General features: G+C 73.2%; 19 protein-coding genes and 1 pseudogene. 6 read left to right on the plus strand and 14 right to left on the minus strand.

Annotation, left to right across the window (positions count from 1 at the left end):
• Nucleotides 1-389: 389 nt before the first annotated feature.
• From AB0F89_RS33690 to AB0F89_RS33715, 6 genes and pseudogenes are all read right to left on the minus strand, one after another.
• Entirely contained in the window at nucleotides 390-1,985 is a 1,596-nt protein-coding gene (locus AB0F89_RS33690) for an acyl-CoA carboxylase subunit beta (RefSeq protein WP_367129936.1), read from the minus strand.
• Nucleotides 1,982-3,133 (minus strand): acyl-CoA dehydrogenase family protein, encoded by a 1,152-nt coding sequence (locus AB0F89_RS33695; protein ID WP_367129938.1) that lies wholly within the window; start codon nucleotides 3,131-3,133, stop codon nucleotides 1,982-1,984. The genes AB0F89_RS33690 and AB0F89_RS33695 overlap by 4 nt, the downstream gene beginning before the upstream one ends.
• Nucleotides 3,130-4,628 (minus strand): annotated as a pseudogene (locus AB0F89_RS33700) (acyclic terpene utilization AtuA family protein). Before AB0F89_RS33700 ends, AB0F89_RS33695 begins: the two are co-directional and overlap by 4 nt.
• Before the next feature lie 56 nt (nucleotides 4,629-4,684).
• Nucleotides 4,685-5,434 (minus strand): TIGR03084 family metal-binding protein, encoded by a 750-nt coding sequence (locus AB0F89_RS33705; protein WP_367129940.1) that lies wholly within the window; start codon nucleotides 5,432-5,434, stop codon nucleotides 4,685-4,687.
• Nucleotides 5,431-5,958 (minus strand): TetR/AcrR family transcriptional regulator, encoded by a 528-nt coding sequence (locus tag AB0F89_RS33710; protein WP_367139115.1) that lies wholly within the window; start codon nucleotides 5,956-5,958, stop codon nucleotides 5,431-5,433. Before AB0F89_RS33710 ends, AB0F89_RS33705 begins: the two co-directional genes overlap by 4 nt.
• Before the next feature lie 203 nt (nucleotides 5,959-6,161).
• Nucleotides 6,162-6,551, minus strand: a complete 390-nt coding sequence (locus AB0F89_RS33715) for a nuclear transport factor 2 family protein (protein ID WP_367129942.1) — start codon at nucleotides 6,549-6,551, stop codon at nucleotides 6,162-6,164.
• A gap of 106 nt (nucleotides 6,552-6,657) precedes the next feature.
• Between AB0F89_RS33715 and AB0F89_RS33720 the strand changes: the two genes are divergently transcribed.
• On the plus strand, nucleotides 6,658-8,046 hold the full coding sequence (locus AB0F89_RS33720; protein WP_367129944.1) for an FAD-binding protein: 1,389 nt from the start codon (nucleotides 6,658-6,660) through the stop codon (nucleotides 8,044-8,046).
• Here AB0F89_RS33720 and AB0F89_RS33725 read toward each other — a convergent pair.
• Both AB0F89_RS33725 and AB0F89_RS33730 read right to left on the minus strand, forming a co-directional pair.
• On the minus strand, nucleotides 8,043-8,693 hold the full coding sequence (locus AB0F89_RS33725; RefSeq protein ID WP_367129946.1) for an epimerase: 651 nt from the start codon (nucleotides 8,691-8,693) through the stop codon (nucleotides 8,043-8,045). The two genes, AB0F89_RS33720 and AB0F89_RS33725, sit on opposite strands and share 4 nt — an antisense overlap.
• 90 nt (nucleotides 8,694-8,783) lie before the next feature.
• Nucleotides 8,784-10,166 carry a hypothetical protein gene (locus tag AB0F89_RS33730; protein WP_367129948.1) on the minus strand — a complete coding sequence of 461 codons (1,383 nt, stop codon included), beginning with the start codon at nucleotides 10,164-10,166 and terminating at the stop codon, nucleotides 8,784-8,786.
• Nucleotides 10,167-10,212: 46 nt separating this feature from the next.
• Here AB0F89_RS33730 and pnuC point away from each other — a divergent pair, with 46 nt between their 5' ends.
• Both pnuC and AB0F89_RS33740 read left to right on the plus strand, forming a co-directional pair.
• Nucleotides 10,213-10,854, plus strand: a complete 642-nt coding sequence (pnuC, locus tag AB0F89_RS33735) for a nicotinamide riboside transporter PnuC (protein WP_367129950.1) — start codon at nucleotides 10,213-10,215, stop codon at nucleotides 10,852-10,854.
• Nucleotides 10,851-11,948, plus strand: a complete 1,098-nt coding sequence (locus AB0F89_RS33740; RefSeq protein ID WP_367129952.1) for an AAA family ATPase — start codon at nucleotides 10,851-10,853, stop codon at nucleotides 11,946-11,948. The genes pnuC and AB0F89_RS33740 overlap by 4 nt, the downstream gene beginning before the upstream one ends.
• Here AB0F89_RS33740 and AB0F89_RS33745 read toward each other — a convergent pair.
• The gene (locus AB0F89_RS33745) at nucleotides 11,927-12,553 is read right to left on the minus strand and encodes a nitroreductase family protein (protein ID WP_367139117.1); all 627 of its coding nucleotides are present in this window, start codon (nucleotides 12,551-12,553) and stop codon (nucleotides 11,927-11,929) included. The two genes, AB0F89_RS33740 and AB0F89_RS33745, sit on opposite strands and share 22 nt — an antisense overlap.
• Before the next feature lie 172 nt (nucleotides 12,554-12,725).
• On the opposite strand from AB0F89_RS33745, the gene AB0F89_RS33750 reads away from it, so the two are divergent.
• Complete coding sequence (locus AB0F89_RS33750; RefSeq protein WP_367129954.1) at nucleotides 12,726-14,165, plus strand: YibE/F family protein; 1,440 nt, start codon at nucleotides 12,726-12,728, stop codon at nucleotides 14,163-14,165.
• On the opposite strand, the gene AB0F89_RS33755 is transcribed toward AB0F89_RS33750, so the two are convergent.
• Entirely contained in the window at nucleotides 14,092-14,454 is a 363-nt protein-coding gene (locus AB0F89_RS33755; RefSeq protein ID WP_367129956.1) for a DUF1304 domain-containing protein, read from the minus strand. The genes AB0F89_RS33750 and AB0F89_RS33755 overlap by 74 nt on opposite strands.
• Nucleotides 14,455-14,529: 75 nt before the next feature.
• Here AB0F89_RS33755 and AB0F89_RS33760 point away from each other — a divergent pair, with 75 nt between their 5' ends.
• Nucleotides 14,530-15,393 carry a spermidine synthase gene (locus AB0F89_RS33760; RefSeq protein ID WP_367129958.1) on the plus strand — a complete coding sequence of 288 codons (864 nt, stop codon included), beginning with the start codon at nucleotides 14,530-14,532 and terminating at the stop codon, nucleotides 15,391-15,393.
• A 447-nt stretch (nucleotides 15,394-15,840) separates the two neighbouring features.
• On the opposite strand, the gene AB0F89_RS33765 is transcribed toward AB0F89_RS33760, so the two are convergent.
• The 3 genes from AB0F89_RS33765 to AB0F89_RS33775 are packed head-to-tail and all read right to left on the minus strand — an operon-like array spanning nucleotide 15,841 to nucleotide 18,460.
• Entirely contained in the window at nucleotides 15,841-16,473 is a 633-nt protein-coding gene (locus tag AB0F89_RS33765; RefSeq protein ID WP_367129960.1) for a hypothetical protein, read from the minus strand.
• A complete protein-coding gene (hisS, locus tag AB0F89_RS33770) occupies nucleotides 16,470-17,750 on the minus strand; it encodes a histidine--tRNA ligase (protein ID WP_367129962.1) in 1,281 nt (426 codons plus the stop codon). Before hisS ends, AB0F89_RS33765 begins: the two co-directional genes overlap by 4 nt.
• Nucleotides 17,751-17,755: 5 nt before the next feature.
• On the minus strand, nucleotides 17,756-18,460 hold the full coding sequence (locus AB0F89_RS33775; protein WP_367129964.1) for an MBL fold metallo-hydrolase: 705 nt from the start codon (nucleotides 18,458-18,460) through the stop codon (nucleotides 17,756-17,758).
• 145 nt (nucleotides 18,461-18,605) lie between these two features.
• Here AB0F89_RS33775 and AB0F89_RS33780 point away from each other — a divergent pair, with 145 nt between their 5' ends.
• On the plus strand, nucleotides 18,606-19,466 hold the full coding sequence (locus AB0F89_RS33780; protein ID WP_367129966.1) for a peptidylprolyl isomerase: 861 nt from the start codon (nucleotides 18,606-18,608) through the stop codon (nucleotides 19,464-19,466).
• Between the two features lie 154 nt (nucleotides 19,467-19,620).
• On the opposite strand, the gene AB0F89_RS33785 is transcribed toward AB0F89_RS33780, so the two are convergent.
• Entirely contained in the window at nucleotides 19,621-21,921 is a 2,301-nt protein-coding gene (locus AB0F89_RS33785; protein WP_367129968.1) for a bifunctional (p)ppGpp synthetase/guanosine-3',5'-bis(diphosphate) 3'-pyrophosphohydrolase, read from the minus strand.
• Nucleotides 21,922-21,966 lie beyond the last annotated feature (45 nt).

The raw sequence follows: 21,966 nt of genomic DNA on the forward strand, positions 1-21,966 counted from the left end.
GACAACGGCTCGAACCTGCCGGGACCGCACCACCGAACCCGACGACCTCACGCCCGGCCCGCTCCTCGATCCGGTGGATGGGTGGGGTCGGGCACGAGCGGTCCACGGCGCTGAACCCGGTGGCCCGACGAGCGGGCAGGGGCGGGCGCGTCGAGACGGCGAGGCCGATGGGCAGGCGGGCAGACCAGGCCGGGCACGAGCGGGCCGAGGCGGCGAACCCGACGAGCCGACAGGCAGACCAGGCCGGGTGCGAGCAGGTCGAGACAGCGAGGCGGGTGAGCGGGGAGCGGGGTTTGTTGGGCGTGGGAGGGCTGGGGCGGGGAGGTCGGTGGGTGGCCCGGCTCCGGGGTGGTGAGGGGTGGGTTGGTGGTCGGTCGGTCATCGGGGCCTCACATCCGGAAGACGCCGTAGCCGTCGGCGCCCTTGATCGGTCCGCTGTGGATCGCCGACAGGCACAGGCCGAGGACCGTGCGGGTGTCGCGGGGGTCGATCACGCCGTCGTCGTAGAGCCGGCCGGAGAGGAAGGCGGCCAGGGACTGCTGCTCGATCTGGCCCTCCACCACCTGCCTCATCGCGGCGTCGTGCTCGTCGTCGTAGGCCTGGCCCTTCGCGGCGGCGGCTTGGCGGGCGACGATGGAGAGCACCCCCGCCAGCTGCTTCGGGCCCATCACGGCCGACTTGGCGTTCGGCCAGGTGAAGAGGAACCTCGGGTCGTAGGCCCGGCCGCACATGCCGTAGTTGCCCGCGCCGTAGGACGCGCCCATGACCACGGTCAGGTGGGGCACCCGGCTGTTCGACACGGCGTTGATCATCATCGCGCCGTGCTTGATGATGCCGCCCTGCTCGTACTGCGCGCCGACCATGTACCCCGTCGTGTTCTGCAGGAACAGCAGCGGCGTGTCGCTCGCGTTGGCCAGCTGGATGAACTGCGCGGCCTTCTGCGCCTCCTCGCTGAACAGCACGCCGCGCGCGTTGGCCAGCACCCCGATCGGGTAGCCGTGCAGGTCGGCCCACCCCGTCACCAGGCTGGCGCCGTAGTCGGGCTTGAACTCGTCGAACCGCGACCCGTCCACGATCCGGCCGATCACCTCGCGCGGGTCGAACGGCACGCGCAGGTCCGTCGGCACCAGGCCCAGCAGGTCCTCCTCGTCGTGCACCGGCGGTTCCACCGGCTTGGGCGCGGGGCCGAGCTTGCGCCGGTTCAGCCTGGCCACCACCCGCCGGGTGAGGCGGATCGCGTCCACCTCGTCCTCGGCGACGAAGTCGGCCAGCCCGGACGTGGCGCCGTGCATCCGCGCGCCGCCCAGCGACTCGTCGTCGGACTCCTCGCCGGTGGCCATCTTCACCAGCGGCGGACCGCCCAGGAACACCTTCGAGCGCTCCTTGATCATCACCACGTAGTCGGACATGCCCGGCACGTACGCGCCACCCGCCGTGGCGTTGCCGAACACCGTGCTGATCGTCGGGATGCCCGCCGCCGACAGCCTGGTCAGGTCGCGGAACGCCCGCCCGCCGGGGATGAAGATCTCGCTCTGGCTCGGCAGGTCGGCGCCGCCGGACTCGACCAGCCCGATCAGCGGCAGCCGGTTCTGCAGCGCGATGTCGTTGGCCCGGAACGTCTTCCGCAACGTCCACGGGTTGCTGGCGCCGCCGCGCACGGTCGGGTCGTTGGCCACGACCACGCACTCGACGCCCTCGACCACCCCGATGCCGGTGACCACGCTCGCGCCGACCGGGTAGTCGGTGCCCCACGCCGCCAGCGGCGACAGCTCCAGGAACGGGCTGTCCTGGTCGACCAGCAGCTCGATCCGCTCCCGGGCCAGCAGCTTGCCCCGCGCGTGGTGCCGCTCGGTGTACTTCGGCCCACCGCCGGCCAGCGCCTTGGCCTGCTCGGCCTCCAGCTCCGCCAACCGGGCCAGCAGCGCCTCCCGGTTCGCGGCGTACTCGGCCGACCGGCCGTCCACCGCCGTGCGCAACGCGGTCATGCCGTGTACCCCAATCTCCGTGCCGCCAGCTCCGCCATCACCTCGGTCGCCCCGCCCCCGATGCCGAGGATGCGCGCGTCCCGGTAGTGTCGCTCGACCTCCGTAACGCGGAGATAACCACTTCCGCCGTGCAGCTGGACCGCCGCGTCCACCACGAACGAGCAAGCCTCCACGGCGGCGTTCTTCGCGAAGCACACCTGCGCCACGACTTCCTGCCCCTGCGCCACCTTCACCGCCACTTCGCGGGTGTACGTGCGCGCGAGGTCCACGCGCTGCGCCATCTCCACCAACCGGTGGCTGACGACCTGCCTCGCGATCAGCGGCTTGCCGAACGTCTCGCGCTGCCGCGCGTGCGCCACCGCCAGGTCCAGGCACCGCTGCGCCGTCGCGTAAGCCTGCACGGCCAACGAGATCCGCTCCACCTGGAACTGCCGCATGACCAGCGCGAACCCGCCGTTCTCCGGGCCGACGAGGTTCGCCGCCGGCACCCGCGCGTCCACAAAGGACAAATCGGCGGTGTCCGAGCAGTGCCAGCCCATCTTCTCCAGCCTGCGGTCCACCGCGAACCCCGGCGTGCCCCTCTCGACCACCAGCAGGCTGATGCCCTGGTAGCCGGGGCCGCCGGTGCGCACCGCCGTGGTGACGAAGTCCGCCCGACCACCCGAGGTGATGAACGCCTTCGACCCGTTGACCACGTAAGAATCACCGTCACGGCGGGCCGTGGTGCGCAGGGCCGCCACGTCCGAACCGCCGCCGGGCTCGGTGATCGCGAGCGCCCCGATCAGCTCGCCCGCCAACGTCGGCCGCACGAACCGGTCGACCAGCCCCCGGTCCCCCGAATCCACGATGTGCGGCAACGCGATCCCGTGCGTGAGCAACCCGGCGACCAGACCGGACGAACCGCCGGCCTGGATCAGCTCCTCGGTCGCCACCACGGTGTCGAGCAGGTCGCCCGCGCCGCCGACCTCCTCCGGGAACCCGATGCCCAGCAACCCGATGCCCGCCGCCTCGCGGTGCAGCGACCGGGGCAGCTCACCGGCCCGCTCCCAGTCGGCCAGGTGCGGCACGACCTCCTGCTCGGTGAACCGGCGCACGGTGGCGCGCAGGTCGCGCCGCTCGGGCGTCTCGAACAGCTCGGACGTGGTCACAGCAGCGCCTCCGGGAGGTCGACGTGCCGGGAGCGCAGCCACTCCCCCAGCGCCTTGGCCTGCGGGTCGAAGCGGGTGGACGAGGCGACGCCGTCGCCGAGCAGGCCGTGCAGCACGAAGTTCAGCGCCTTGAGGTTCGGCAGCTCGTGCCGGTCGACCTCGCCCGCCTCCGGCAGCAGCTCCTTCAGCCGCTCCACGGTCAGCTCGCGGCGCAGCCACTCGTACTGCGCGTCAGTCCGCACCCACACGCCGAGGTTGGCGTCACCGCCCTTGTCACCGGAGCGCGCGCCCGCGATCGTGCCCAGCGGAACCCTCATACCTCGACCACCCTCCCGTCCGGCAGCACGGCCAGGTGCCGCACGGAGGAGCGCGGCACGTACGCGGCCCGGTAGACGCCGAACGGCGTGCCGTCGCCGGGCGGCGCGGTGACGTGGAAACCGGGGTAGGACGCCAGCGCCAGCTCGATGCCCGCGCGGGAGAACGCCTTGGCCCGCTTCGGGTCCGCCGTCTTGACCGTGACGTGCAGCAGCGCGCTCGCCGCTTCCTCGGTGTCCGCGTCGGGGTGGTCCGTGCGGGCCAGCGTCCACGTCAGCTCTTGAGGCCCGATGGCGGCCTCCAGCTGGCGGCGGACCAGGTCGGCCTTCGCCTCGACGTCCAACCCGGTGAGCACGAACGTGGTGGAGTTGCGGAAACCGCCCAGGGTGTTCAGGCAGACCTTGAGGTTTTCCGGCGGCGGCGAGCCCTTGACCCCCGAGATCCGCACCCCCCGCTCGTGCGGGTCCAGCCGGATGGTGTCGAAGTGGCTGACCACGTCCGGGCCGAGGTAGGCGGGCGGCCCGATCTCGTACAGCAGCTGCGCGGTGACGGTGTCGACGGTGACCGCGCCGCCCGTGCCGTCGTGCTTGGTGATGACCGACGAGCCGTCGGCCTCGACCTCCGCGACGGGGAACCCGGGCCGGGTCGCGTCGATCGAGGTGAAGCCCGAGTAGTTGCCGCCGGTGGCCTGCGTGCCGCACTCCAGCACGTGGCCCGCGACCGTCGCGCCGGCCAGCGCGTCCCAGTCGTCCCGGCCCCAGCCGAAGTGCGCGGCGGCCGGTCCGACGACCAGTGACGCGTCGGTGACCCGTCCGGTGACCACGACGTCCGCGCCCGCGTTCAGGCACTCGGCGATGCCCCACGCGCCGAGGTAGGCGTTGGCGGTCAACGCCTCCGGGAACCGGTCGCGCACGTCGTCGCCGGTCACGCAGGCGACCTTCGCGCCGAGGCCGAGCGCGTCGACGGCCTCGGCCAGTCCCTCGGGGTTCAGCCCGCCCGCGTTGGAGACGATCTTCACGCCGCGCTCCAGCGCCTCGCCCAGGTTCTCCTCCAGCTGGCGCAGGAACGTCCGGGCGTAGCCGAGGCGCGCGTCCTTCGCCCGGTCGCGGCCCAGGATGAGCATGGTCAGCTCGGCCAGGTAGTCCCCGGTCAGCACGTCCAGGTCGCCGCCGGTCAGCATCTCGCGGACGGCCGAGAACCGGTCGCCGTAGAAGCCCGAGGCGTTGCCGATGCGGATCACGGCCGCCCCCTGTCGCGGCCGGGACCGGGCGGACCGGCGAACGCCTGCGCGAGCGGCAGCCAGGCGTTGGCGGCCTCGCCGACGGCGGTCACGGCCAGGTCGTCGCGGTGCCGCCGCTGGGTCGCCAGCAGGCAGAAGTCCAGCGCGGGCCCGGTGATCCGGTCCTCCGCGCCCTCGGGGCCCCACGTCCACCGCTCGCCGTCCGGCGCGACCAGCTCGACCCGGACCGGGACCTGCGGCGCGGCCAGCCCGTTGACCACGAACGACCAGCCGAACGTGCGGACCGCGATGTGCGCGACGTGCTTGAGCCGGTGGGTCGGCTCGCGGGTGACGCCGAGCGCGTCGGCGACGTCCTGGCCGTGCGCCCACGTCTCCATCAGCCGCGCGGTGGCCATGGACGCCGCGCTCATCGGCGGCCCGAACCACGGCATCTTCACGCCCGGCGGCAGCACCGCGAGGGCGTCGGCCAGCTCGGCCCGGCTCGCCCGCCAGTCGGCCAGGGTGACCGGCTCGCGCGCGCCCTCGTCCACCATGTCGGGCCGGGCGCGGCTCAGGGCGTCGGTGAACGCGGCCGGGTCGCGGGCGGCGAGCGCGGCCAGCCGGTCGGTCCAGCGCAGGTGGCTGATCTGGTTGGCGATCGTCCAGCCCGCCGCGGGCGTCGGGGTGGTCCAGTCGGGCAGGGGCGCGACCAGGTCGTCCAGCACCCGGCTCTCGGCGCGCAGGTCGGCCAGCAGTGCGGTGATCACAGCGCGTCCTCCAGCATCCCCGCCCAGTGCCGGATGATCCGCTTGCGCCGCTTGCCGTCGTCGGTGAGCTGGTTGGCCAGGGCCAGGCCGCGCACCAGGTCGAGGGTGATCTGCACGGCTTCGCGGACGCCCGGCTCGGTCTCGTCGGCGGCCAGCAGTTCGACGGCCAGGCGGTGCGTCTCCCGGCCCAGGCGGGCCTCCAGGGGCACCACCACGGTCTTCAGGTCGGGGTCGGTGCGCGCGGCGACCCACAGTTCGAGGGCGGCGGTGAACAGGTCGCTGGCGTAGAAGTCGGCGATCAGCTCGACCACGGCGACCGTGCTGCCGTTGACCTTGCGCGCGCGTTCCTTGAGGTCGAGGACGCTCTCCGCGCCCAGGTGCTCGACCGCGGCGGCGACCAGCTCGCCGCGGGTGCGGAAGTGGTGCAGCTGAGCGCCGCGGGACACGCCAGCGCGTTCGGCGACCACCGTCGTCGTCGTGCCCGCCCAGCCGTGCTCGACCAGGCACTCGACGGTGGCCTCCATCAGCTTGCGCCTGGTCTCGCGGCTGCGGTCGGCCTGGCGCCTGGTCTCCCTCGGCGCGGATTCCGATGGCGCGGATTCCGATGGCGCGGAACCCGGCGGTGCGGGTTCCGGTGGCGCGGTGTCGGTGGCCATGCGGCCGAGTGTTCCGGGCAACTAACAAACAGTCAAGACTGATTGTTAGTTGCCCGGCACGCCCCCGGCGACTACCAGCCGCCCTGCACCATGGTCTGGAACAGCCACTTGCCGTCGGCCTTCACCAGCAGGTCGCCGTACCGCGCGACCTGCGTGAACTCGCCCACCGTGATGGTCGCGTCGGTGATCACGAACACCAGGTTCGCGTTCACGAAGACCGGCGTCCGGACCGACTCCATCCGCACGTCGCCGTCACCCAGGTTCGCCGCCATGTCGGCGAGGAACCGCTCCCGGTCCCACGACTGCGCCGAACCCTCGGTCACCGCGTTGACCGGGAAGAGCGCCATCCCGGCCATCGCCTCCACGTCCTTGGCCACGGCCAGGGCGTCCCACTGCTCGAACCAGGCCAGCACGCCTGCCACGTCTTCATCGGTCGGGGTGAAACCCGGTGCGGAACTCATGTCGTACAGTGTACCGTACGCCGTACGACAGGGGTCGGCCGAACAGCGGTTCCGCCCGGGTCCGGGTCCTTGTTCGATGGGTCTCCCGGATCTGGGGGAGGTCGGCGTGGGGGTTTCGCGGCGGAACGTGCTGCGGTTGGCCGGTGCGGCGGTGGCCGCGGGTGGCGCGCTGGAGACGCGGCCGGCGCGCTGGGCGCGGCTGCGGGCCCGCCTGGCCGGTGAGCTGCTGGTGCCCGGCGACGCGGCGTACGAAGCGGCGCGACTGCCGTTCAACTCGCTGTTCGACCACCACCGACCGGCCGCCATCGCCCGGTGCGCGCGGGTGGAGGACGTCCAGCACTGCCTGGAGGAGGCGCGCAGGTCCGGCATCGCGGTGGCGGCGCGCGGCGGCGGGCACAGCTACGCCGCCTACTCCACGCCGCACGAGGGCCTGGTGGTCGACCTCGCGCCGATGGCCGGGGTCGAGGTGCGGCCCGACGGCACGGCGGTGGTCGGCGCGGGAGCCCGGCTCGGCGACGTCTACGCGGCGCTCGCCGCCGCCGGCCGGTGCCTGCCGCTGGGCAACTGCCCGTCCGTCGGCATCGCGGGCTTCACCCTCGGCGGTGGGCTCGGCTGGCTGCAGCGCACTTACGGGCTCGCGTGCGACTGGTTGCGCTCGGCGCGCGTGGTCACGGTGGACGGCCGGGTGGTCACGGCGTCGGCCGAGTGCGAGCCGGAGCTGTTCTGGGCGTTGCGCGGCGGTGGCGGCGGGAACTTCGGCGTGGTCACGTCGTTCGAGTTCGCCACCGCGCCCGTGCCGGCGGCGCTGACCGTGTTCCGGGTGCGGTACCCGGCCGGGTCGGCGGCGGACGTGCTGGGCGCGTGGCAGCCGTGGAGCGCGGCGCTGCCGGAGGCGGTGTCCAGCACCTGCGTGGCCGCGCCGGACGGTTCGGTCGACCTGGTCGGGTGCGCGGTCGGACCGGAGGCCGTGCTGCTCGGCGAGGTGGGGCGGCTGCTGCGGCAGGTCGACGGGCCGCTTGAGCACGGCGAGGTCGACCACCCGACCGCGACGGCGATCATGACCGCCGGTCACCCGTCGCGCAACGCGTTCCGCGCGTCCTCGCGCATCGCCGACCGCCTGTGGGACGACCCGACGCCGGTGGTGGACGCGTTGCGCGGCAAGGACAGCGCGCTGCTGATCGTCGGTGCGCTCGGCGGCGCGATCGACCGCGTGGGACCGAACGGCACCGCCTACCCGCACCGCGGCGCGCCGACGTCCGTCGAGGTGTTCGGCACCGTCGGTTCGCTGCCGCCCGGGCAGGTGACCCGCGAGGTGGACGACGTGCAGTCGGCGTTGGCGGGGCTGATCGGGACCGGCACGTACATCAACTACCTGGACCCGGAGCAGGAGGACTGGGCGGCCACCTCGTACCGGCACAACCTGCGGCGGCTGCGTGCCGTCGCACGCCGCTACGACCCGGACCGCGTGCTCCGGTTCCCGCAGGCGGTGCGCTAGAGGGCGTTGATCTCCACGCTGCCCAGCCGCCGGACCGGCGCGCCCCGCGCCGCCACCGCGAGCATGGCCCGGCCGAGCTGTTCGGTGGTCGTCGTGTGCTTCGGCAGCAGCCGGGACAGCACCGGGTAGAGCGGCCGCGCCACCGCGTACAGGCCCCGGTACCAGCGGACCTTCGACCGGACGCCGTGCAGCGGCTGGATGAAGCCGGGGCGGAAGGCGTAGCCCTCCAGGGGCAGGGCGAGCACGGCGTCCTCGGTCCGGCCCTTGACGCGCGCCCAGTTCGCCCGGCCGTGCGTGTCGGTGCCCGCGCCGGAGACGTAGACGAACGTCGAGCCGGGGTTGACGTCGGCGAGCACGCGCGCGGCGGCGAGCGTGAAGTCATGAGTGATGTGCTCGTACTCGCGCGCCGACATGCCGACGGAGGACACGCCCAGGCAGAAGAAGCACGCGTCGTAGCCGGTGAGGCGGTCGGCGACCGGGGTGAAGTCGGTGAAGTCGCGGTGGACCAGCTCGGTCAGCTTCGGATCGACCACGCCCGTGCCGCCACGCCCGACGGCGAGAACCGCGGTCACGTCCGGGTCGAGCAGGCACTCTCGCAGCACGCCTTGACCCACCATGCCGGTGGCGCCGAACACGATCACCCTCATCGGGCGAGCCTAGTGCGGTTCGCGGTCGTGAGCGTTGAACTCGGGGGTCGTGGGCGTTCGACTCGCGGGACGTGGGCGTTCGACTCGCGGTCAGAGGGGGGTGCGCCGGTCCAGGCCGTGCCGCACCGGCAGCGGGGCGTCCCGCGCGAGCACGGTGCCCTTGGTGAGGACGGAGAACGGCGTGCCCGAGTCCGCCGGCACCCGGATGATGCCCGGCATCAGCGCGCACCGGCCCTCGGCCCGCTGGTACGGGTCGGTGTTGGCGCCCATCGCCACGTGCTCGCGCCGCCGGCGCGGGGACCGCAGCTGCCGCCGCAGCACCTCGACCGCGTTGACCTTCACCACGACCCGGGTGTCGAAGTCGCGCCCCGCGTCCAGGTCGGGGCAGGGGTGCGTGTTGCGGGCGAAGCAGTTGTGGCTGACCAGGCCGTTGGCCACGAAGTCGCCGGTGCCGGTGGTGATGTCGTACAGCGTCCGCGCCACGCCCAGCGACTCCACCGACACCACCGCCAGCCGGGGCGTCACCGGCACCGCCACGCCCTCGACCGCGTTGCCGCGCGGGATGGCCGGGTCGACCAGGTGCAGGAACCGCAGCCGGTCGGCCAGCCCGCCGACGACCCGCAGCCCGCGCACCTCGACCACGTGCGGCACCCGCAGCCTGGCCAGGGCCAGCACCGCCGCGTCGAACACCGCGCTGTCCGAACTGGACATCACCAGCTCGCCGCCGGTGGAGCTGCCGCGCGCGTCGAACAGGCCGGCCAGGAAGCCCTTCGTCCACTCCTCCCCCGGCGCGGTCGGCCACCGGACCAGCTCGCCCTCCCGCGGCACCCGGCCACCGGCGAACTCGCGCACCCGCGCCAGCACGTCCGGGTGGCTGGGCAGACCGCCGCGCACCGCGCCCCACAGGTAGCCGGACCGGTACTGCTCGACGTGCGCGGGCGGCGTGGCGAACCGGCCCGTCCCGACCAGCCGCGCGCCCTTGGCCAGGAACGGCCGCTCCTCGAAGTCGTCGCACCGGCCGGGCGTGACGTGCTTCCAGCCCTCGTCGGTGAGGAACCGGTGGTCGCCGCCCGCGACGACCTGCGTGCCGTCGCTCAACGTCAGCCGGTAGGCGGGCTTGGTGGTCTTCCAGTGCGCCTGCACCCTGGTGACCACGAACCGGCCCTCCGAGGTGCCGAACACCTCCTCGCCCACGGACAGCTCGGCGATGGGCTTGGTGCGGCCGTCGGCCAGCAGCACGGGCGTGTCACCGGTCAGGCAGTACGTGCATCCGCGCGTGCAGCCCCGGTACGGGTTGACGGTCCAGTCGAACGGCAGCCCGTCGCCGGGCGCCCGGTTCAGCACGGACTTGGCGTTCACCTCGTGGAACACGACGTCGGCGAAGTCCGGAGTTCGTACGCTGCGAACCAGCCCCGGCAACCCCGGCAGGGCCTGCTGCCGGTCCGCCCCGTCCTCCTGCCCGTCCCATCGCATGTCCACATTCGAACACGTGTTCGATAAACGGTCAAACGGAGTGCCTGTGTCACCGCTGGACGTCATCCTGTGGCCCTTCAACACCACCGCGTTCTCCTTCGCGGGCGCCGCCACCAGCTGGGGCGAGGTGGCGGGTTTCGTCACCGGCGCGCTCTGCGTGTGGCTGGTGGCCCGCCAGAACGCGTGGAACTGGCCGATCGGCATCCTCAACAACCTCGCCTTCCTCCTGTTGTTCGCGACCAGCGGGCTGTACGCGGACTCGGGCCTGCAGGTCGTGTACGTCGTGCTCGCGCTGTACGGCTGGTGGGCGTGGCTGCGGGGCGGCGCCGAGCACTCGCCGCTGCCCGTCAGCCGCACCACCCGCGCGCAGTGGTGGTGGCTGCTCGCGGCCGGCGTGGTCGGCACCCTTGTGCTGGTGTGGGTGCTGACCACGTTCAGCGACTCGACCGTGCCGTGGGCGGACTCCACCACCACCGCCCTCTCGCTGCTGGCCACCTGGGGCCAGACCCGCAAGAAGGTCGAGTGCTGGTGGCTGTGGATCGCCGCCGACGTGATCTACGTTCCGTTGTACGCCTACAAGGACTTGTGGCTGACCGCGATCCTCTACGTGGGTTTCATGGCGCTGTGCGTGCTCGGCCTGCGCAACTGGACCAACGCGTTGCGCGAGGACGAGGCGGTCCGCGCGTGACCGACTTCGACCACGCGTTGGTGCTCGGCAAGTTCTACCCCCCTCACGCCGGTCACCACCACCTCATCCGCACAGCCGCCGCGCGCAGCAGGCGCACCACCGTCACCGTGCTGGCGTCGAGCGCGGAGTCCATCCCGGTCGCCGACCGGGTGGCCTGGTTGCGCGCCGAGCACGCGGGCACGCCCGGCCTGGTCGTGCTCGGCGACGTGGACGACCACGAGATGGACTTCCACAGCGACCGCGTGTGGGAGCTGCACATGGGCGTGGCTCGGGCGGTGCTGGCGCGACGGGCCATCCTGGACGGAGACCCGGCGTCGGCGGCGGTCGACGCGGTGTTCTCCAGCGAGCACTACGGCGACGAGATGGCCAAGCGGCTCAACGCCCGGCACGTGCTGGTCGACCGGGAGCGGACCGCGCACCCGGTGTCGGGCACGGCGGTGCGGGCCGATCCGCGCGGCCGGTGGGCGGACCTCGCGCCGGCGACGAGGGTCGGGCTGTGCGCCCGGGTCGTGGTGCTGGGGGCGGAGAGCACGGGCACCACGACGTTGTCGCGCGACCTGGCGGCGGCGTTGGGCGCGCCTTGGGTGCCCGAGTACGGCCGTGAGCACACCGAGCTGAAGCTGACCGCCGCCCGCGCGTTCGACCCGGGCGCCGGCGTGGACGATCTGGTGTGGACGGTCGGCGACTTCCAGGACGTGGCGCGCCGGCAGCAGGACCTCGCCGACGCGGCGGTGGACGGCCCGGTCCTGGTGTGCGACAACGACCCGTGGGCGGCGACCGTGTGGGGTCACCGCTACCTGGGCGCGCCGCACCCCGACATCGCGCCGGACGCCCGCCGCCCCGCCCTGTACCTGCTGACCGACCACGTCGGCGTGCCGTTCGAGCAGGACGGCTGGCGGGACGGCGAGCACCTGCGGGAGTGGATGACGGCGGAGTTCCGGGCCGGGCTGGCCGCCAGGGGCGTGCCGTGGCGGCTGGTCACGGGGTCGCCGGAGCAGCGGCTGCGCCAAGCCCTGGCGGCCTGCGCCGAAGCGGTGGCGGCGCACTTCCGGTTCGCCGACCCGCTGGAGCCTCAGACCGTGACCACGACCTGATCCAGGGACTTGCGGACCAGGTCGGGCACCACGCAGTCGTCGGCCGGGTAGCCGATCGGGATCACCGCGAACGCCTTCTCGTTGCGCGGGCGGCCGAGCACGTCGCCGAGGAACTTCATCGGCGACGGCGTGTGGGTCAGCGCGGCCAGCCCGGACAGGTGCAGCGCGGTCAGCAGCATGCCGACCGCGATGCCCACCGACTCGTCCACGTAGTAGTGCTTGCGGCGGGTGCCGTCGGGTTCGAGGTAGAACCGCTGCTGGAACACCACGACCAGCTCCGGCGCCTCGGTCAGGTGCGGTTTGACGTCGTCGGTGCCGAGCGGGCGCAGCGCGTCCAGCCACTCGTCGCCCAACCGGCCCGCGTACGACACGCGCTCCTCCTCCTCGGCCGCCTCCCGGATGCGCCGGCGCACGTCGGGGTCCTTGACCAGCACGAAGGTCCAGGGCTGCTGGTGGGCGCCGCTGGGCGCGGTGGAGGCGACCGCGATGGCGTCGAGCACGACCTGCTCGGGCACCGGGTCGGTGGAGAACATGCGCACGGTGCGCCGTTCCCGCATCCGGTCGCGCAGGTCCGCGGCGGTGGTCAGGGACTGCTCGGCGGGCATCCTGGTCGGTCGGTAGGGGACCGGCTCGAAGGCCCGGCCGTGGATGGGCGTCCAGTTCGTGGTCACGCGGGGAGCGTGGCACCGACGGCGGTCGAGCTGAAGGACTTCCCCCGAAGTTCGCACTGAACTGTCCGACATGCGAACACGGCGGGTGAGCGGGCAGTATGTGCGCGTGCACGCCAAGGACCTGATCGCCGCTCACGGCCACGGACACGGGCACGGCCCGGCCGAGCCCGCCTCCCGACCGGTCCGCAAGCTGCTGCTGTTCCTCCTGCTGCCCTTCGTGCTGGCGACCGCGGTCGGCACGCTGCTGCTGTACCCGTTCGGGCACGAGCAGCGCACCGGCTCGGAGGTGGGGCTGGCTCAGGTGCCGGTGCGCGGCGACGTGACGGCGGTGGCCCGGGGCGGGTGCGGGCCCGAGTCGTCGGACCCGGGCGCGACCGGGTGCGTGCTGGTGACCGTGGAGATGAGCGACGGCGCGGCGGCCGGGCGCGAGGTCCAGGTGCCGGTGCCGGACCAGCCGGGCACGCCGGTGTTCGCCGTCGGTGACGCGGTGGTGCTGGCCTTCGGCGGCGGCAACCCGGATGACAGCACGTCCTACCAGCTGGCCGACTTCCAGCGGGGGACGCCGCTGCTGCTGCTGGCGGTGCTGTTCGCCGCCGCCGTGCTGCTGCTGGGGCGCTGGCAGGGGTTGGCGGCGCTGGGCGCGCTGGTGCTGAGCTTCGTGGTGCTGGTGCTGTTCGTGCTGCCCGCCATCCTGGCCGGGGAGAGCCCGCCGGCGGTGGCCGTGGTCGGCGCGGGGCTGATCATGTTCGTGGTGCTGTACCTGACGCACGGCCTGTCGGCGCGGACGTCCACGGCGGTGCTGGGCACGCTGGTCAGCCTGGCGCTGATCGGCCTGCTGGGCGCGGTGTTCTCGGCGTTGACCAAGCTGACCGGGCTCGACCAGGAGACGGCGAACCTGGTGTCGCTGCTCGGGCACGGCATCGACACCCGCGGGCTGCTGCTGGCGGGCGCGCTCATCGGCGCGCTGGGCGTGCTGGACGACGTGACCGTGACGCAGACCAGCGCGGTGTGGGAGCTGCGCCGGGCGAACCCGGCGCTGGGGTTCCGCGAGCTGTACGCGGCGGGGTCGCGGATCGGCCGTGACCACCTGTCGTCGGTGGTCAACACGCTGGTGATGGCGTACGCGGGCGCGGCGCTGCCGTTGCTGCTGGCGTTCTCGCTGTCCGGGCGGGACCTGGGCGAGATCCTGACCGCGCAGGAGGTGGCGCAGGAGGTCGTGCGGACCCTGGTGGGCAGCATCGGCCTGGTGGCGGCGGTGCCGATCACCACGGCGCTGGCCGCGTTCGTGGCCGGGCGGGAGGACGTGCCGAAGCTCGAAGCGGCCCCCGGCGCCGGTGCCGACCCTGACACCGGCACAGGCTCAGCGCCTGGCCGGGAGGCCGGGCCGCCCGCCGAGCCGCTGTGGCGTCGGCGGGTGGCGGGCGACCTGCGCACCGGGTACGACCCGGCCAAGGGGCCGTGGCGGCGGCCGGCTACCGGGCCAGCAGCACCAGCGCCAGCGCGATCGCGGCGGGCGCGGACTGCACGACCAGGATCCGACGGCTGACCGTCGCCGCGCCGTACAGGCCCGCCACGATCACGCACACCAGGAAGAACACCGCGAACGCGAACCCGGTCGAGCCGCGGGCGACCAGGGCGAAGACCAGGCCGGCGGCCAGGAAGCCGTTGTAGAGGCCCTGGTTGGCGGCCAGCACCTTCGACTCGGCGGCGAACTCCGGCGTGGTGCCGAACGTCGCACGGCCGCGCGGCGTGTTCCAGAGGAACATCTCCAGCACGACGATGTAGAGGTGGATGGCCGCGACCAGCGCGGTGAGGACGTCTGCGGCGAGCTGCACGGTCGGTGAGCGTAGCGACGCGCGCCCGGCGGACCGCGAGCGCCGTGCGCGGGCGCGACCGGGGATAATCACCGGGTGGGACGGATCCGGAGAGCCGACGGGACCATCAGCCGTGAGGTCGACTCGGGCATCGCGGAACTGGTGCCGGACCCGGACGTGCCGCGGGCGTGGATGCTGCGCCTGAACGGCACACCGCAGTCGCACGTCGACCTGGACGACCCCGCGCACCTGGAGTTCGAGTACCTGCGCCGGCTCGGCCACGTCGCCGACCTGGTCGCGCCGGGCAGCGAGCCGATCAGGGCGCTGCACCTCGGTGGCGGCGCGTTCACGCTGCCCCGGTACATCGCGGTGACGCGACCGCGGTCCAGCCAGCAGGTGGTGGAGATCGACGCGGCGCTGATCGACCTGGTCCGCGGCGTGCTGCCGCTGGACCGCAACTGGCGGCTGCGGATCCGCAACGGCGACGCGCGGGCGGTGCTGGCGAAGGCGCCGGAGGACGCGTTCGACCTGGTGGTGACCGACGTGTTCGCCGGGGCGCGGACGCCCGCGCACCTGACGTCGGTCGAGTTCGTCGCGCTGGCGTCACGCGCGCTGCGCGCCGGTGGCGTGTACGCGGCCAACATCGGCGACGGCGGCAAGCTGGCGTTCGCCAAGGCCCAGGCCGCGACCGTCCGCGCGGTGTTCCCGCACGTGTGCGTGCTGGCCGAGCCGGGCGTGTTCCGGGGCAGGCGGTTCGGCAACTTCGTGATCGTCGGGTCGCGCGCGGCGCTGCCGGTGGCGGCGTTGACCAGGCTGACGGCGGGTGACCCGTTCCCGGGGCGGGTGGAGCACGACGCCTCGCTGACCAGGTTCATCGGCGGCGTGCCGGCGACGACGGACGCGACCGCCACCCAGTCCCCCGCACCGCCGAAGGGCACCTGGGGCCTCCCCGACGACTGACCCCGTCGACTGACCCCGTCGAACGACCTCCCGCCGGCCGCCCCGTGCCCCGGACGACCCTGTCGGCTCACTGGTCGCGCGGCCATCATCGGCATCCGCCGTGGCCCGTCCGCGTGACGCGGCCGGAGACGTTCAGGAGGGGCGATGCCCGGGGGGAAGGTCGTCGGCTCGCCGCGCGGCGACGTGGTGGAGCGGATCGGCGGGCGGGAGGTGCCCGACCCGTACCGGGTGCTGGAGGACCCCGACGCGCCGGAGACCGCCCGGTGGCGCGACGGGCAGGCCGAGCTGTTCGACCGGGCCGGTCGTCGGCACGGTGCTGTTCGCGGTGGCGGCGGCGATCCGGCCGGCGGTCTTCGCCGCCTGCCTGCTGTCCCCGCTCAAGGGGGTGGACACCAGGCCCCCGGTCGCGGGGACCGCCGCGCACGACTGACCGGGGAGCCCCTGGTCTCAGTCGCCGTCGTTGAGCGTGGAGACGAAGCGGGAGACGGCTTCCGGGGTCAGCTTCTGCGCCAGCCGGCCCGTCGGGGCCATCGAGCCGAGCCGGTAGAGCGGGCGGTCGGCCGCCGCCAGGCCGCGGGCCTCCGAGCGCAGCTGCGCGACCAGCAGCTCGGAGAACACCAGGCCCGGCGCGTCGCCGCGACCGGCCAGCACGTCGGCCAGCCTGCGCAGCGGCAGCACGCCCTGCTCCCGGCCGCCGGTGCCGGCGTAGATCGCCAGCGCCAGGTTGATCGCCTTGCCGCCGCCGCGGACGAACAGGCCGACCGTGCGGGCGCCGCGCACGTCGGTCACCAGCAGGTCGAGCTGGTCGGCGGTGTGCAGGTCCACCGAACGCGTGCCGAAGGCGCGCACGGACAGCACGTTGCCCTCCAGCCACACCCGCCGCCGCGCCTCCGACCACGCCAGCAGCAGCAGCGGCACGGCGAACACCGCCGCCGTGACCAGGCCGGCGGTGCGGCCCGCGAGCAGCCCCAGCAACCCGCCGAACGCGGCGGCGACGATCAGCGCGCCGAGCGCGACCGTCCGGGCGCGCTTGCGCACCGCCTTCGGGTCGAGCAGGTCAAGGGCAGTCCGCTCGCTCACCGGCCCAACGCCTCCAGCACCGACGTCACCACGTCCGCCAAGGGCACCTCGCGCTGGTCCCCCGACGACAACTCCTTCAGCTGCACGACCCCGGCCTCGATGTCGCGCTCGCCCAGCACGAGCGCGAAGCGCGCGCCCGACCGGTCCGCGCCCTTCATCGCGCCCTTGAGCCCCTTGCCGCCGTACGACAGGTCGAACCGCACCCCGGCCGCGCGCAACGGCGCGGACAGCGCCACCAGGCGCGCCTTGGCCACCTCGCCCAGCGGCACGCCGTACACGTCGCACCGCGTCACGTCGCCCGGCGTCACGCCCTCGACCTGGCACGCCAGCAGCGCCCGGTCCACGCCGAGGCCGAACCCGACCCCGGACAGCGGCTGCCCGCCCAGCTGCTCCATCAACCCGTCGTAGCGCCCGCCGCCGCCGATGCCGGACTGCGCGCCCAGGCCGTCGTGCACGAACTCGAACGTCGTCTTGGTGTAGTAGTCCAGGCCGCGCACCATCCGCGGGTTCTCCGCGAACTCCACGCCCAGGTCGTCCAGGTAGCCCTTCACCTGCTCGTAGTGCGCCAGCGACTCGGCCGACAGGTGGTCGACCATCAGCGGCGCGTCGGCGACCAGCTCCCGCACCTCGGGGCGCTTGTCGTCCAGCACCCGCAACGGGTTCAGCTCGGCCCGCCGCCGGGTGTCGTCGTCCAGCGGCAGCTCCGCCAGGAACGCCCGCAGCTTCTCCCGGTACTGCGGGCGGCACGTGGCGTCGCCCAGCGACGTCAGCTCCAGCCGGAACCCGGTCAGCCCGAGCGACCGGAACCCCGCGTCGGCCACCGCGATGACCTCGGCGTCCAGCGCCGGGTCGTCCACCCCGACCGCCTCGACGCCGACCTGGTGGAACTGCCGGTAGCGGCCCGCCTGCGGCTGCTCGGCGCGGAAGAACTGCCCGGCGTAGGCCAGCTTCACCGGCAGCTGGCCGCGGTCGAGGCCGTGCTCGATGACGGCGCGCATCACGCCCGCCGTGCCCTCGGGCCGCAGCGTGATGGACCGGCCGCCGCGGTCGGTGAACGTGTACATCTCCTTGCTCACCACGTCGGTCGACTCGCCGACGCCGCGCGCGAACAGCGCGGTGTCCTCGAACACCGGCAGCTCGACGTAGCCGTAACCGGCGCGGCGGGCGGACTCCACGAGCGCGTCGCGGACCGCGAGGAACGACGCGGAGGTGGGCGGGAAGTAGTCCGGCACGCCCTTGGGTGCGGCGAACGGGGTCGTGGAAGGCGTGGTCGTCACTGTTCTCAGAGTCCTCGGTGAGGTGCGGCCGGGGCGTCGGGGGTGCCCAGTTCCCGCAGGAACGGGTTGCTCGCGCGCTCGCGGCCGATGGTCGTCGTTGGCCCGTGGCCGGGCAGCACCACCGTGTCGTCGGCCAGCGTCAGCACCTTGGTGCGCAGCGACGTCAGCATCTCGCGGTGGTTGCCGCCCGGCAGGTCGGTGCGCCCGATGGAGCCGGCGAAGAGGGTGTCGCCGGACAGCACGAGCCGTCCGCCCTCCCCGGTGCCGGCGCGGAACATCACCGACCCGCCGGTATGGCCCGGTGTGTGGTCGACGGTCAGCTTCAGGCCGGCCAGGTCCAGCTCGGCGCCGTCGGCCAGCTCGCGCACCTCGCGCGGCTCCCGCAGCTCCAGGTCGCCGCCGAAGAAGGAGGCCCTGGAGTGGGCGCTCATGCCCTTGAGCGGGTCGGCGAGCATCGCGCGGTCGTCGGGGTGGATCCAGGCCGGGATGTCGTTGCCGTCGCAGACGGGCGCGACGGAGAACGTGTGGTCGAAGTGCCCGTGCGTCAGCAGCACGGCGACCGGTGAGAGCCGGTGCTCGCGCAGGACCTCGGCGATCGGCTCGGCCGCGTCCTGGCCGGGGTCGACCACCACGCACGCCTCGCCCGCGCCCGCGGCCAGCACGAAGCAGTTGGCCTGGAGGGCGCCGACCGGGAACCCGATCACCAGCACGGGATGACCTCTCGACGGCAACGGATCGACAACGGATCCCTGCGGACCCCGGCGAGCAGCCTATCCGGCATACACCAGTCTCATGCGCGCCCCCTAGACTGCTCACCGATCGTCGCCGTCGACGCAGAGATCAGGGAGGTTGCAGGTGCCGACCAACGTGCAGCGCCGCGAGCAGGCCAAGCGGAAGCTGGAACGCCAGCTCGTCCGCAGGGCGGAGCGCGCGAAGCGGCGCCGGGTGATCGCCGTGGTCGCGACGGCGGTCACCGTCGTCGTGGTCGCGGGCGGGGTGTACTTCCTGGCCACGACCGACTTCAGCGGCACCGGGGACGACGCGGCCGCGGCCAGCTCGACCACCCCGGCCCCGATCGAGATCCCGACCGAGGTCAAGGCGCTGCCGACCCGGGCGACCCCGATCGCGGACCCCGCGACGTGCGAGTACCGGCCGTCTTCCGAGCCCGCCTCCAAGGAGGGCACGAAGGCCCCCGAGGCGAGCACCGCCGCCACCGGCGCCGCGACCGCCACCATCAAGGCCAACATCGGCGAGCTGAAGCTGACCCTGGACCGCGCCCTGGCGCCGTGCGCGGTGAACAGCTTCGTCAGCCTGGCCAAGCAGGGCTACTACGACGGCAGCTCGTGCCACCGCATCGGCACCGAGGGCCTGCAGATGCTGCAGTGCGGCGACCCGACGGGCACCGGCTCCGGCGGCCCCGGCTACGCGTTCGACAACGAGACCTGGCCGGAGCTGACCTACGGCCGCGGCTACCTGGCGATGGCGAACGCCGGCGGCACGGGCGCCGGCGAGGGCACCAACGGCAGCCAGTTCTTCATCGTCTACGGCGACGCGCAGCTCTCGCCCGACTACACGGTCTTCGGCAGCATCGACGAGGCCGGGCTGAAGCTGGTCGACGAGGTGGCGCGCGCGGGCCACGACGGCTCGTTCGACCCGTCGCCCGGTGGCGGGAAGCCGAACAAGGAAGTGAAGTTCGAGACGGTCTCGGTCGCCTGACCGACCGGAGCGGACACGCGGGGGCCCGGCACTCGGGAGAGGAGTGCCGGGCCCCTGTGTCTTCCCCGTCGGTCGGCGCGAGGCCGACCCGCGCCGATGGTGGCACCGGCTCCTGACGTTTCGCTGACGCGACCGCAGCCGGCGCCGGCTCGCGTCAGGAAGCCGACGTCACGCGGTACACGTCGTACACGCCCTCCACGCTGCGGACCGCCTTCAGCACGTGGCCGAGGTGCTTCGGGTCGCCCATCTCGAACGAGAACCGGCTCACCGCCACCCGGTCCCGCGACGTGGTCACCGACGCCGACAGGATGTTGACCTTCTCGTCGGCCAGCACCTTCGTCACGTCGGACAGCAGCCGGTGCCGGTCCAGCGCCTCGACCTGGATCGCGACCAGGAACACCGAGGACGACGACGGCGCCCACTCGACGTCCAGCAGCCGTTCGGGGGTCCGCAGCAGCTCGTCGGCGTTGGTGCAGTCGGTCCGGTGCACGGAGACGCCGCCGCCCCGGGTCACGAAGCCGAGGATGTCGTCACCGGGGACGGGCGTGCAGCAGCGGGCCAGCTTGACCCACACGTCGGCCGCGTCCTTGACGATGACGCCCGCGTCGCCGGTGACCCGCCTGCGGGCGACCGTGGACGGCGTGGAGCGGTCGGCCAGCTCGTCCTCGGCGTGCTCGACGCCGCCCAGCTGGGCGACGAGCCGCTGCACGACGTGCCGGGCCGAGGTGTGCCCCTCCCCCACCGCCGCGTACAGCGCCGAGACGTCCGGGTAGTGCAGCTCCTTCGACAGGGCGCCCATGGAGTCGGCCGACACCAGCCGCTGGAGCGGCAGGCCGACGCGCCTGACCTCCTTGGCGATGGCGTCCTTGCCGATCTCGATGGCCTCTTCCTTGCGCTCCTTCGCGAACCACTGCTTGATCTTGGCCTTGGCGCGCGGGGAGGCGGCGAAGGACAGCCAGTCGCGGGACGGGCCCGCGCCCTCGGCCTTCGAGGTGAAGATCTCGATGACCTCGCCGTTCTCCAACTTCCGTTCGAGCGCGACGAGGCGACCGTTGACCCTGGCGCCGATGCAGCGGTGGCCGACCTCGGTGTGCACGGCGTACGCGAAGTCGACGGGCGTGGACCCGGTCGGCAGCGTGACGACGTCGCCCTTCGGGGTGAACACGAAGATCTCGCGCGCGGCGAGGTCGAAGCGCAGCGACTCCAGGAACTCGCCGGGGTCCGCGGCCTCCCGCTGCCAGTCGAGGAGCTGGCGCATCCAGGCCATCTCGTCGACCTCGACGCCCTTGCCGCTGTGCGTGCCGCGCGTCTCCTTGTACCGCCAGTGCGCCGCGATGCCGTACTCGGCGGTGCGGTGCATGTCGTAGGTGCGGATCTGGACTTCCAGCGGCTTGCCGTCCGGGCCGATCACGGTCGTGTGCAGCGACTGGTAGACGCCGAACCGGGGCTGCGCGATGTAGTCCTTGAACCGGCCGGGCATCGGCTGCCACAGCGCGTGCACCACGCCCATGGCGGCGTAGCAGTCGCGGACCTCGTCCACCTGGATGCGCACGCCGACCAGGTCGTGGATGTCGTCGAAGTCCCGGCCGCGCACGATCATCTTCTGGTTGATCGAGTAGTAGTGCTTGGGCCTGCCCTCGACCTTGGCCGTGATCCGGGCGCCCTCCAGCTGCTGCGACAGCTCGGTGATGACGCCGCCGAGGTAGGTGTCGCGGGACGGCGCGCGGTTGGCCACCAGGCGCACGATCTCGTCGTACTTCTTCGGCTGCAGGATCGCGAAGGCCAGGTCCTCCAGCTCCCACTTCACCGTCGCCATGCCGAGGCGGTGCGCGAGGGGCGCGAGGACTTCGAGGGTTTCGCGGGCCTTGCGGGCCTGCTTCTCCGGCGGCAGGAACCGCATGGTGCGCATGTTGTGCAGCCGGTCGGCGAGCTTGATGACCAGGACCCGGGGGTCCTTGGCCATGGCGATGACCATCTTGCGGATGGTCTCGGCCTCGGCCGCCGCGCCGAGCTTGACCTTGTCGAGCTTGGTCACGCCGTCCACCAGCAGCGCGACCTCGTTGCCGAAGTCGACCCGCAGCTGGTCCAGCGAGTAGTCGGTGTCCTCGACCGTGTCGTGCAGCAGGGCGGCGACCAGCGTGGTCGTGTCCATGCCCAGCTCGGCGAGGATCGTCGCCACCGCGAGCGGGTGGGTGATGTAGGGGTCGCCCGACTTCCGCCGCTGGGGCCGGTGCTTCTCCTCGGCCACGTCGTAGGCGTGCTGGAGCAGCGCCAGGTCGGCCTTGGGGTGCAGGTCGCGGTGGACGGCGGCCAGCGGTTCGAGCACCTGCTTGACCGGCGCGGCGCGCTGGGCGGTGATCCGACGTGCCAGCCGCGCGCGCACGCGCCTCGTCGCCGACGGCGGCCGCGCGGGCACGGGCTGCGTCGTCTGGGCGGGTTCGGTGTCCTGGCTCAACCACGCTCCTCGGGTCTAGGAACCGAGGATAACTCCGTTGGGCCG

Origin of the sequence: Saccharothrix sp. HUAS TT1 (assembly GCF_040744945.1) — a bacterium.
GTDB lineage: Bacteria > Actinomycetota > Actinomycetes > Mycobacteriales > Pseudonocardiaceae > Actinosynnema.